The 10459-nt window shown below is 66.6% G+C and carries 11 protein-coding genes, 2 tRNA genes and 2 riboswitches; of the genes, 6 read left to right on the top strand and 7 right to left on the bottom strand.

What is annotated here, in order from left to right; translation table 11 throughout:
- Positions 1-87: 87 nt before the first annotated feature.
- A tRNA-Leu gene (locus ACU0BR_RS12380) sits at positions 88-174 on the top strand.
- 249 nt (positions 175-423) lie between these two features.
- Here the strand turns inward: ACU0BR_RS12380 and ACU0BR_RS12375 are convergent.
- The 5 genes from ACU0BR_RS12375 to ACU0BR_RS12355 all read right to left on the bottom strand — a co-directional run bounded on the left by ACU0BR_RS12375 (position 424) and on the right by ACU0BR_RS12355 (position 6178).
- Positions 424-930, bottom strand: a complete 507-nt coding sequence (locus tag ACU0BR_RS12375) for a L,D-transpeptidase (protein ID WP_446157138.1) — start codon at positions 928-930, stop codon at positions 424-426.
- A gap of 281 nt (positions 931-1211) precedes the next feature.
- A complete protein-coding gene (gcvP, locus tag ACU0BR_RS12370) occupies positions 1212-4061 on the bottom strand; it encodes an aminomethyl-transferring glycine dehydrogenase (RefSeq protein ID WP_446157136.1) in 2850 nt (949 codons plus the stop codon).
- A gap of 126 nt (positions 4062-4187) precedes the next feature.
- Positions 4188-4547, bottom strand: coding sequence for a glycine cleavage system protein GcvH (gene gcvH / locus ACU0BR_RS12365; protein WP_446157137.1), 360 nt, complete (start codon positions 4545-4547; stop codon positions 4188-4190).
- 50 nt (positions 4548-4597) lie between these two features.
- Complete coding sequence (gcvT, locus tag ACU0BR_RS12360) at positions 4598-5731, bottom strand: glycine cleavage system aminomethyltransferase GcvT (RefSeq protein ID WP_446157135.1); 1134 nt, start codon at positions 5729-5731, stop codon at positions 4598-4600.
- A 77-nt stretch (positions 5732-5808) separates the two neighbouring features.
- Positions 5809-5871, bottom strand: a riboswitch (glycine riboswitch).
- A gap of 3 nt (positions 5872-5874) precedes the next feature.
- A riboswitch (glycine riboswitch) is annotated at positions 5875-5961 on the bottom strand.
- Between the two features lie 133 nt (positions 5962-6094).
- Positions 6095-6178: transfer RNA gene (locus ACU0BR_RS12355), tRNA-Tyr, on the bottom strand.
- A gap of 132 nt (positions 6179-6310) precedes the next feature.
- Here ACU0BR_RS12355 and rlmB point away from each other — a divergent pair.
- The 4 genes from rlmB to ACU0BR_RS12335 all read left to right on the top strand — a co-directional run bounded on the left by rlmB (position 6311) and on the right by ACU0BR_RS12335 (position 8811).
- Positions 6311-7126 carry a 23S rRNA (guanosine(2251)-2'-O)-methyltransferase RlmB gene (rlmB, locus tag ACU0BR_RS12350; protein ID WP_446157134.1) on the top strand — a complete coding sequence of 272 codons (816 nt, stop codon included), beginning with the start codon at positions 6311-6313 and terminating at the stop codon, positions 7124-7126.
- Positions 7127-7133: 7 nt separating this feature from the next.
- A complete protein-coding gene (locus tag ACU0BR_RS12345; protein ID WP_446157133.1) occupies positions 7134-7490 on the top strand; it encodes a hypothetical protein in 357 nt (118 codons plus the stop codon).
- A gap of 120 nt (positions 7491-7610) precedes the next feature.
- Complete coding sequence (locus ACU0BR_RS12340) at positions 7611-8117, top strand: YHS domain-containing (seleno)protein (RefSeq protein ID WP_446157132.1); 507 nt, start codon at positions 7611-7613, stop codon at positions 8115-8117.
- Positions 8118-8370: 253 nt separating this feature from the next.
- Positions 8371-8811, top strand: a complete 441-nt coding sequence (locus ACU0BR_RS12335; protein ID WP_446157131.1) for a CoA-binding protein — start codon at positions 8371-8373, stop codon at positions 8809-8811.
- Between the two features lie 71 nt (positions 8812-8882).
- Here ACU0BR_RS12335 and ACU0BR_RS12330 read toward each other — a convergent pair whose 3' ends face one another.
- Both ACU0BR_RS12330 and hisF read right to left on the bottom strand, forming a co-directional pair.
- Positions 8883-9197, bottom strand: a complete 315-nt coding sequence (locus tag ACU0BR_RS12330; protein ID WP_446157130.1) for a phosphoribosyl-ATP diphosphatase — start codon at positions 9195-9197, stop codon at positions 8883-8885.
- Complete coding sequence (gene hisF, locus ACU0BR_RS12325) at positions 9194-9955, bottom strand: imidazole glycerol phosphate synthase subunit HisF (RefSeq protein ID WP_446157129.1); 762 nt, start codon at positions 9953-9955, stop codon at positions 9194-9196. The genes ACU0BR_RS12330 and hisF overlap by 4 nt, the downstream gene beginning before the upstream one ends.
- 149 nt (positions 9956-10104) lie before the next feature.
- On the opposite strand from hisF, the gene ACU0BR_RS12320 reads away from it, so the two are divergent.
- A partial coding sequence (locus tag ACU0BR_RS12320; protein ID WP_446157128.1) for a DUF302 domain-containing protein occupies positions 10105-10459 on the top strand: 355 nt, incomplete at its 3' end.

Genomic DNA, 10459 nt, shown 5'->3' with positions numbered 1-10459 from the left:
CTGGCCGCGAGAACCGGCTTTTCATCTTCCGTCCGCTTGCCTATCGTCCGGGTGCTGCGGGCGTGCTGGAATGATCGTCCGGGTGCTGCGGGCGTGATGGAATGGTAGACATACCAGACTTAAAATCTGTTGGGGCGTAGCCCCGTGTGGGTTCGAGTCCCACCGCCCGCACCATTCTCTATTGTTTTATATGCTGCTTTTGGGACTCTTGCGTTTCTGTCCCACACATGATGCTTGCTTTTTTCATATAGTCCGACACCCCAGCCACGTTTACGAAGCTAATTCCGCCGTGCTTGCGTCGCGCTTTTGCCGCGCGTTTCGTAGCCGCCGATCGGCCCTTGCGCCCGATCGGCCCTTGAAGTCAGCAGGACCCGTCCTCGCCCCTTCCTTGACCCGGCCTGGGCCCTGACCCGATGACGTGCCTCAGATCAGCAGCACCTGCGTGCCGACCTTGGTCATGCTGAACAGCTCGGCGATATCTTCGTTATACAGCCCGATGCAGCCATTCGAGGACTTGCGCCCGATCTTGCGCGTGTCGCCGGTGCCATGCACGCGATAATACTGCCAGCTGAGGTACAGCGCATGCGTGCCCAGCGGATTGTCCGGCCCCGGCGGCCAATAGGTGGGCCAGTCGGGATTGCGCTTGAGCATCGAGGGCGTGGGGCGCCAGCTGGGGCCGACGACCTTCTTGATCACTCGGGTGCGGCCCAGGCGGGTCAGCTCCTCCGACAGGGGCACGCTGCTGGGGTAGACGCGCGTGGTCGTCCCGTCCTCGGCCCAGAAGAACACCGCGCGGTTGGTCGTGTCGGCCAGGATCGCGCCGTTGCGCAGGTCGCTGAAATAGGGGCGCCAGTCATATGTGCGGAACGCCGAGGCATTGCGCTTGGCTCGCCCGCCGCTGATTTCTTCGGCGCGCAATACAGCGGGCATCGCGATGAGCGAAGCGCCAAGCGCCGCCCCCTGCATGAGGAACCGGCGCCTGCGGGGCGTCATGTCGGATCTGTCTGTCATGCGATAACGTCTCCTTATTGCTGAAGCAGTGCATTTCGGAACGCGTGACCTTTCGCCAGCGGCCCCGCTGGCCGAAAGGTGTCGCCCGCGATAGTATCCCTTGCAAGGCCGGTTGGAAACAGCCGCGCGATGCGCTGAGCGGAAACACCGCCCCCTGTCGCATCGCCGCGACAGCATGGGGCGGGCGACATGGCGCGGGGCTATTCGGCCGCGTCCTGATAGGCCGCCAGCGGGGGGCAGGTGCAGACCAGGTTGCGGTCGCCATAGACGTTGTCGACCCGGCCCACCGGCGGCCAGTATTTGTCGACCCGGAAGGCGCCCTTGGGAAACACGCCCTGTTCGCGCGAATAGGGGCGATCCCAGTCGGCGACCAGATCCTGCGTGGTGTGCGGCGCGTTCTTCAGCGGGTTGTTCTGCGGGTCCATGTCGCCCGCCTCGATCGCGGCAATCTCGTCGCGGATTTCCAGCATGGCGTCGCAGAACCGGTCAAGCTCGGCCTTGGTCTCGCTCTCGGTCGGCTCCACCATTAGCGTGCCCGCCACAGGCCAGCTCATCGTCGGCGCGTGAAAGCCGTGGTCGATCAGCCGTTTGGCGATGTCGTCGACGGTGACATGCGCGCTGTCGGCATAGGGGCGGGTATCGAGAATGCACTCATGCGCCACGCGCCCGCCGCGCCCCTTGAACAGCACGTCGAAGGCGCCGTCCAGCCGCTTGGCGATATAGTTCGCGTTGAGGATCGCGACCTTGGTGGCCTGCGTCAGACCCTTGCCGCCCATCATCAGCACATAGGCCCAGCTGATCGGCAGGATCGAGGCCGACCCGAAGGGCGCGCCGCTGACCGGCCCCTCGGCGCCGCCATTGGCGGGATGGCCGGGCAGATGCTTGGCCAGATGCGCCTTGACGCCGATCGGGCCCATGCCGGGACCGCCGCCGCCATGCGGGATGCAGAAGGTCTTGTGCAGGTTCAGGTGGCTGACGTCGCTGCCGATCTCTCCGGGCTTGGCCAGACCGACCATCGCGTTCAGGTTGGCGCCGTCCAGATAGACCTGCCCGCCATGCTGATGGGTGATGTCGCAGACCTCGCGCACCGTTTCCTCGAACACGCCGTGGGTGGAAGGGTAGGTGATCATGCAGGCGGCCAGACTGTCGCCCGCGGCCTCGGCCTTGGTGCGGAAATCCTCGACGTCGATGTCGCCGTTGGCCGCCGCCTTGACCACCACAACCTTCATGCCGCACATCTGCGCGCTGGCGGGGTTGGTGCCATGCGCCGAGGTGGGGATCAGGCAGACGCGGCGCTGATCGTCGCCGCGCGCCCGGTGATAGGCCGCGATGGTCAGCAGGCCGGCATATTCGCCCTGCGCGCCGGAATTGGGCTGCAACGACATCGCGTCATAGCCGGTGATCTCGCACAGCTTGGCGGAAAGATCCTCCAGCATCTCATGATATCCCTCCGCCTGATCGGCTGGGGCAAAGGGGTGGATCATGGCGAATTCATCCCAGCTCACCGGCATCATTTCGGCCGCCGAATTCAGCTTCATCGTGCAGCTGCCCAGCGGGATCATCGCCCGGTCCAGCGCCAGATCGCGATCGGCCAGCCGCCGCATGTAGCGCATCATCTCCGTCTCGGCCCGGTTCATGTGAAAGACCGGATGCGTCAGGTAGTCCGACTGGCGCAGCAGGGCCTCGGGCACGCGGTAATCGGGCGTCAGATCGTCATCGTCGCGTTCGATGCCGAAGGCTTTCCAGACCCCGTGCAGCGTCGCGGGGCGGGTGCGTTCATCCAGGGTGATGCCGATGCGGTCGTCGTCCACGCGGCGCAGGTTGATGCCTTCGGCCACGGCCGCCTTCATGATCGCACCCTGCCGGCTGCCCACCTCGACCGTGACGGTGTCGAAGAAATGCGCGGGCGCCACGGCGAAACCGCCCGCCTCCAGCCCCTTGGCCAGTCGCACCGTCTTGCGGTGGATGCGCTGCGCGATGGCCTTGAGCCCCTTCGGCCCGTGAAAGACGGCATAAAAGGATGCCATCACCGCCAGCAGCGCCTGCGCGGTGCAGACGTTGGATGTCGCCTTCTCGCGGCGGATATGCTGCTCGCGCGTTTGCAGGCTCAGCCGATAGGCGGTCGTGCCGTGGCTGTCGACCGACACGCCGACGATGCGCCCCGGCATCGAGCGTTTCAGCCCGTCGCGGCAGGCCATGTAGGCCGCATGCGGCCCGCCATACCCCACCGGCACGCCGAAGCGCTGGGTCGAGCCCACCGCGATGTCGGCCCCCATCGCGGCGGGCTCCTTCAGTACGGTCAGGGCAAGCGGATCGGCGATCACGATGCCGATCGCCTGCGCCGCGTGCAGCGCCTCCATTTGGGGGGTGAAATCGGAAAGATGCCCGTAGGTGCCGGGATATTGGAACACCCCGCCGAAGACCGCGCCCGCATCCATCTCGTGGGCGGCGCCCACGATCACCTCGATGCCCAGCGGCTCCGCGCGGGTGCGGATCACGGCGATGTTCTGCGGGTGGCAGTTCTCGTCGACGAAGAAGGCGCGCGCCTTCGACCTGGCGCCGCGCTGGGCCATGGTCATCGCCTCCGCCGCCGCCGTCGCCTCGTCCAGCAGCGAGGCGTTGGCCACCTCCAGCCCGGTCAGATCGCACACCATCGTCTGAAAGTTCAGCAGCGCCTCCAGCCGACCCTGGCTGATTTCCGGCTGATAGGGGGTATAGGCGGTGTACCAGGCGGGGTTTTCCAGAATGTTGCGCTGGATCGCGGGCGGCGTCACCGTCCCGTGGTAGCCTTGGCCAATCAGCGAATCCAGCACCTTGTTGCGGCGCGAGACATTGCGCATGTGCCACAGCAACTCGCGCTCGGACTTGGCCTTGCCGAAATCCAGCGGCGCTTTCTGACGGATGGATTTCGGCACCGTCTGATCGATCAGATCGTCCAGGCTGGCCGCGCCGACAACGTCCAGCATCTCGGCCATCTCCGCAGGCGAGGGGCCGATGTGGCGCCGGTTGGCGAAATCATAGGGCAGGTAATCTGTCGGCGTGAAAGGCATGACATCTCTTCCGGGTTGGGGCCTGAACCGAAAGAGGCCGCCTCGCGGCCCCCTCCTTCTTCTGGTGGAAAATATCCTCGCCGAAGGCGCATGTTCCCGCAGGCGCCTTCGGTCGGGGGCAGGGGATCAGCCGACGTATTTGCTGTAGGCCGCCTCGTCCATCATCTCCTCCATCGGGCTCAGGTCCTCGACCTTGAGCTTGAAGAACCACGCATCGCCGGTGGCGTCGTCGTTGACGAGGCTCGGCGTGTCGGTCAGCGCGTCGTTGACTTCAACGATGGTGCCGTCGAGCGGCGACAGGATATCGGAGGCGGCCTTGACGCTTTCGATAACGACGACCTCGTCATCCTTGACGACCTCGGTGCCCACCTCGGGCAGGTCGACGAACACCACGTCGCCCAGTTGCGTCGCGGCGTGCTCGGTGATTCCCACGACGACCAGATCGTCCTCGACGCGCAGCCATTCGTGTTCTTCGGTGTATTTCATCATCGGAAACTTCCTGTTGTCAGATAGTCGGATGCAGGGGTTCTGGGGGCTCAGCGTTTGTAATTGGCCGGCAGAAAGGGTAACCGGCTGACTGTCGCTGGCAAGCGTTTGCCGCGCAGTTCCGCCCATAGGCGGTTGCCTGCCGCGGCGTGATCGCGCGCGACATATCCCATCGACATCGGCGCCCCCAGCGAGGGGCCATAGGCGCCCGAGGTCACCGCGCCGATCGGCCGATCCGCGTCCTCGCGCGCGTAAAGGAGGGTGCCTGCGCGCATCGGTGCCCGCCCCTCGGGACGCAGGCCCACACGCAGACGCGCGGGCGCGCCGTCGATTTCGGACAAAACGACATCGGCGCCGGGAAAGCCGCCCGCGCGGGCGCCGCCCGTGCGGCGCACATTCTGCACCGCCCAGTTCAGCGCCGCCTGCGAGGGGGTCGTGGCGCGGTCGATGTCGGTGCCGTAAAGGCACAGCCCGGCTTCCAGCCGCAGGCTGTCGCGCGCGCCCAGACCGATGGGCGCGACCTCCTCCATCTCCAGCAGATCCCGCGCGACCCTTTCCGCCGCCCTGGCCGCGACGGAGATTTCATATCCGTCCTCGCCGGTATAGCCCGAGCGCGACACCCAGACCTCGCCGCCCGCGCCGGGCAGGATCGCGACATCCATGAAGCGCAGCCCGGCCGCATCGGGCAGCAGGCGCGCCAGCGCAGCTTCGGCCAGCGGGCCCTGCAGCGCGAGCAGGGCGCGGTCCTCGACGGCGGTGATGTCGCAACTGTCGGAAAGATGATCCTTCAGGTGACGCAGATCCTGGGCCTTGCAGGCGGCGTTGACCACCAGAAACAGATGGTCGCCGCGCTGGGCCACCATCAGATCGTCCAGAATGCCGCCCTGCGGATCGGTGAACAGCGCATAGCGCTGGCGGCCCTCCTTCAGCCCCAGTATGTCGACGGGCACCAGACGTTCCAGCGCGCGGGCGGCATCCTCGATCCGCCCCGATCTCGGGGTGATCAGGATCTGCCCCATATGGCTGACGTCGAACAGCCCCGCCTTGGCGCGGGTGTGCAGATGTTCCTGCATCACGCCCATAGGGTATTGCACCGGCATTTCGTAGCCCGCGAAGGGGACCATCTTGCCGCCCAGTTCAATGTGCAGATCGTAAAGCGCCGTGCGTTTCAGCTCCGGGGACATGTCGCCTCCCTCATCATCGCCGGCTCCGCAGGACACGGCATCGTTGCAAAGGGGTCGTGCCCCTTCCTCGATGCCCCCTCTGTCCTTTCGCCTGAGATCGTTATCCCTTCGGCGGACGCATCGCGCGCCTCTCTCCAGAGCTTTCGTGCAGGGTGGTCCTGTGGCCTGAGAGTTTACCGGGGCGGTTGCTCCTTCGGCATTCGGGATGCGAATTCTCCCACCTTGCCCTCAAAGCGATACGTCACTTGCCGCAGCGGGGCAAGCGTTTCCGCGGCGCCGCTTCCGCCCTCTGACGGCGGCCTGCCGCGCGGCGCCGAGTCCGCGAGCGGGCGCCGAAAACCGGATCCTGAGGAAGAGGAGGGGTGGTGGGCGACCCTGGAATCGAACCAGGCGTGGGTCTCCCCGGCGGAGTTACAGTCCGCTGCCGCACCTTGCAGCCCGTCGCCCCAAGCAGCGCCGCTGGCGCGCTAGGTGGGGGGTGGATACCGACGACGCGCAGACCCGTCAACAGGAAAATCCCTTGTCTCGCCGCGCGGCAGGCCGCATGTGTGACCCCCAGTTCAACAGGGATGACAGGCGATGAAGAAACCGACCTGGGTGGTAGACAAGGAACGGTCGAAAAAGGCCGAGGCAAGCGAAACGGTCTGGCTGTTCGGCCTGCACGCGGTGCGCGACGCGCTGTCGAACCCGGCGCGCGAAAAGCTGCGCCTGATCGTGACGCGCAACGCGGCCGACAAGCTGTCGGACGTGATCGGCGCGGCCGCCGTCCCGCCCGAGATCGCCGACCCGCGCAAGTTTCCCGCCCCCCTCGACCCGGGGAGCGTGCACCAGGGCGCCGCGCTCGAGGTGCGCCCGCTGAACTGGGGCAGCCTCGAGGATGTGGCTGTCGGACCGCGCCCCGGCACGGGCGACGGCCCGGATGCGGGGGCGGCCCAGACGCCGCCCCGGCTGATCCTGCTCGACCGCGTCAGCGATCCGCATAACGTCGGCGCGATCCTGCGCTCCGCCGAGGTTCTGGGCGCGCGTGCGGTGATCGCCCCCGCGCGCCATTCCGCCCCCGAGACCGGAGCGCTGGCCAAGACGGCGTCGGGCGCGCTGGAACGCCAGCCCTATCTGCGCGTGCGCAACCTGGCGCAGGCGATGCTGGCGCTCAAGGAGATGGGCTATCTCGTGCTGGGTCTGGACGGCCTCGCGGAGGCGACCGTCGAGGAGGCGCTCAAGACGCAGGCCGACCGTCCGGTCGCGCTCGTGCTCGGGGCCGAGGGGCCGGGCCTGCGGGAAAAGACGCGGCTGACCTGCGATCGGCTGGTGCGCATCCGGGCGGCGGGCAGTTTCGGCTCGCTCAACGTCTCGAACGCGGCCGCTCTTGCGCTTTACGCGGCGCAACCCAAATAGGATTGCGATGGGTCAGGATACGAAGATTGCAACCTGCTGCTATTGCGGCACGCGCGCGGCGCTGGTCCTGAAGGGCACGACGCGCCATGAGCTGAGCTGCGGCTCCTGCGGGGCGCCGCTCCACAACCTCAAGCAGCTGCGCCAGTCCTCGGCGCGGGCCGCGCCCGCCCGGACGCGGGGCGCCCGCGATGTCGACGCGACGGTCCGCGACATGGGCGGCCTGGGCATCCCCGCATGGTCCGGCGCGGGCCACTCCGTCAAGCCGACCAAGAAGCACAGGAAAAAACACGGCAAACCCAAAAAGCTCACGAAAAAGCGGCTGGCGGGCAAGATCTTCGACGCGCTGGAAGATCTCTTCGACTGACCCCTGGCCTCTGCTCGCCAAGGCGTGAGCGGCGCGCATGGATCGTTCACCTTTTGCGGAGGGGGCTGGCCCCAGGCCCGTTCAATCGCCATTCTCGGTGGGGGGAAAGGAGTCCGCCAGATGCACGAAGATACGATCACGGGGCAGACCCGCACGGGGCTGACCCGCCTGCCGCGCCGAAAGGTTCTGTCGGGCGGTCTCGGGGTGCTGGCGCTCGGCCTGACGCTGCCTGCGGCGGCTTGGGCCGCGCGGGGCCGCTGGTGCGAAAAAGGCGGGATCGCGATCGCGGGATATGATGCGGTCGCCTACCACCTGCAGGGCCGCGCGACCCCCGGCACGGCCGAGCTTGCCACGCGCTGGGGCGGCGTGACGTGGCGCTTTTCCACTCTCGCCAACCGCGAACGCTTCGAGATGGACCCGGACGCCTACGCGCCCCAGTACGGCGGCTATTGCGCCTATGCCGTCTCGCGCAATTACACGACCATTTCCGACCCCTCGGCCTGGAACGTCTATGAAGGACGGCTGTTTCTGACCAATTCGCCCGCCATCTTTTCGCTGTGGCGGCAGGACATGGTTGCAAATATAGAACGAGCGGATAAAAACTGGCCCGGCGTCCTTGAAATTTAGAAAGTCATTAAAATTTTTACATCAAGAATCGGTGATTCGGCTTTAATGACATGAAAACCACACTAGATGATAATTCAGAGGCTTCGGACGGAACCCGAAGCTTCCCTTCACTGTCCCTCGTTCCGATACTGCGCCCGGCCTTATGGTTCGGGCGCTTTTTTTGTGCGGGCAGCTTTTTTGCGGGCACGGGGGCGCTCGCCTTGGCCGTGCCGCCCGCCCCGCGCCACCGTGCCAGCTTTGGAAAGGACATCCGATGGCAGACAGCACCGATGACGACACCCTGCGCGCGATTTTCCAGCAGGTGCGCAGCTTTGCGGTGGTGGGGTTTTCCGCCAACCCGTCGCGCCCCAGTCACTACGTGTCGCAATTTCTGCAAGGCAAGGGCTATCGGATCGTGCCGGTCAACCCGGGCCTGACGGGCCAGACGATGCTGGGCGAGCCGGTCCATGCCGACCTGGCTTCCATTCCCGGCGATGTCGATGCGCTCGATATTTTCCGCCGGTCCGAACATGTCTATCCGATTGTCGAGGACGCGCTGGCGCGCTTTCCCGATCTCAAGGCGATCTGGATGCAGCTCGGCGTGCGCGATGATGCCGCCGCCGATCTTGCGCGTGCGCGCGGCGTCCGGGTGGTGCAGGACCGCTGCCCCAAGATCGAGATTCCGCGCCTCTTCGGCAGCGCGCGGCCCTTCTGACCCGCCGCCCGCGGCGCCCATTGCGGCCGCTCATTGTCGTGAAAATATCCTCGCCGAAGGCCGGCCCGCGCTCAGTTTCGCCCGGCCTTTTCCGCAATGCCCGAGGTGCCCGCCCGGCGGTCCAGCTCTGCCAGCACATCCGCCAGCGGCACCTCTGCGGATCGCAGCATCACCAGCAGGTGGTACAGCACATCCGCGGCCTCGCGCGTCAGCTCTTCGCGGTCGCCCTTCACGGCGGCGATGATGGCCTCCACCGCCTCTTCGCCGAATTTCTCGGCGCATTTCCCGGTGCCGCGGGCCAGCAGGCGGGCGGTCCAGCTATCGTCGGATGGCGCGGCGGCGCGGGCGTCGATGGTCTGCGCCAGTCGGTCGAGGGGGTGGCTCATGTCGGTCTGACCTTCAATCCTGCGGCGGCCATGTGCTGTTTGGCCTGCGCGATGGTAAATTCGCCGAAGTGAAAGATCGAGGCCGCCAGCACCGCCGAGGCGTGCCCCTGCGTCACGCCCGCCACCAGATGATCCAGCGTGCCGACCCCGCCCGAGGCGATCACCGGCACCGGCACCGCATCGGCCACCGCCCGCGTCAGCGGCAGGTTGAAGCCAGCGCGCGTGCCGTCGCGATCCATCGAGGTCAGCAGGATTTCCCCCGCGCCCCTGGCCACCACCGTGCGCGCGAAATCGATCGCGTCGATGCCGGTGCCGCGCCTGCCGCCGTGGGTGAAGATCTCCCATTTGCCGGGGGCCACGGTCTTGGCGTCGATGGCCACCACGATGCATTGCGCGCCGAACCGGTTGGCGGCACGGGCCACGACGTCCGGGTCGGCCACCGCGGCGGAATTGAAGCTGACCTTGTCGGCCCCGGCCAACAGCAGGTTGCGCACATCCTCGGCGCTGCGCACGCCGCCGCCCACCGTCAGCGGCATGAAGCAATGCTCGGCCGTGCGCCGCGCCAGATCGTACATCGTGCCGCGGTTTTCATGGGTGGCGTTGATGTCGAGGAAACACAGCTCATCCGCGCCGGCCGCGTCATAGGCAATCGCCGCCTGCACCGGGTCGCCCGCGTCGATCAGATCGACGAAGTTGACGCCCTTGACCACCCGGCCGTCCTTGACGTCGAGGCAGGGAATGATGCGTGTCTTCAGCATGGGGATCTGCCTGTGCAGCCTGGGGTCTGTGGTGTCTTTAATCGCGATGGCGGGCCAGTTCCACCCCGTCCGGCGGGTCTTGGCGCCGCACGGAGCGGGAACATAGCCGGGATTGGGCAGTTGGGCGCCATAGCCAAAAGGAGAAATGGATGAAATTCGCAGCCCCCCACCGACTGACGGCGCTTGCTGTCGCCGCCGTGCTGACGCTGACGCCCGCGATGGCCAAGGACGGCTTTGTCGAGATGACGAGCAAGGCAAAGGCCGTCGACGTGATGGACGCGCTCGAAGCTGCGGTGACCGACGCGGGCGCCAAGGTCATCGCGCGGGTCGATCACGCCCAGAACGCCGCCTCCGTCGACATGCAGCTGCCGACCACGCAGCTTCTGATTTTCGGCAACCCCAAGCTGGGCACGCAGGCGATGCTGGACGACCGCCGCGCGGGCGTGCTGCTGCCGCTGCGCGTGCTGGTCTACGAAGACACCAAGGACGGCGTGACCAAGATCG

Source organism: Brevirhabdus sp. (genome assembly GCF_052826345.1).
Note: the sequence above shows the minus strand (reverse complement) of the source record. Positions and strands in the feature narration are given on the sequence as shown.

Bases quoted from the DNA above. Each gene is read 5' to 3' on its own strand.
- ACU0BR_RS12340 (WP_446157132.1), top strand. From the start codon at position 7,611: ATGCACGAAGATACGATCACGGGGCAGACCCGCACGGGGCTGACCCGC.
- ACU0BR_RS12330 (WP_446157130.1), bottom strand. From the start codon at position 9,197: ATGAGCCACCCCCTCGACCGACTGGCGCAGACCATCGACGCCCGCGCC.
- gcvP (WP_446157136.1), bottom strand. From the start codon at position 4,061: ATGCCTTTCACGCCGACAGATTACCTGCCCTATGATTTCGCCAACCGG.
- ACU0BR_RS12335 (WP_446157131.1), top strand. From the start codon at position 8,371: ATGGCAGACAGCACCGATGACGACACCCTGCGCGCGATTTTCCAGCAG.
- hisF (WP_446157129.1), bottom strand. From the start codon at position 9,955: ATGCTGAAGACACGCATCATTCCCTGCCTCGACGTCAAGGACGGCCGG.
- ACU0BR_RS12375 (WP_446157138.1), bottom strand. From the start codon at position 930: ATGCCCGCTGTATTGCGCGCCGAAGAAATCAGCGGCGGGCGAGCCAAG.
- rlmB (WP_446157134.1), top strand. From the start codon at position 6,311: ATGAAGAAACCGACCTGGGTGGTAGACAAGGAACGGTCGAAAAAGGCC.
- gcvH (WP_446157137.1), bottom strand. From the start codon at position 4,547: ATGAAATACACCGAAGAACACGAATGGCTGCGCGTCGAGGACGATCTG.
- gcvT (WP_446157135.1), bottom strand. From the start codon at position 5,731: ATGTCCCCGGAGCTGAAACGCACGGCGCTTTACGATCTGCACATTGAA.
- ACU0BR_RS12345 (WP_446157133.1), top strand. From the start codon at position 7,134: ATGGGTCAGGATACGAAGATTGCAACCTGCTGCTATTGCGGCACGCGC.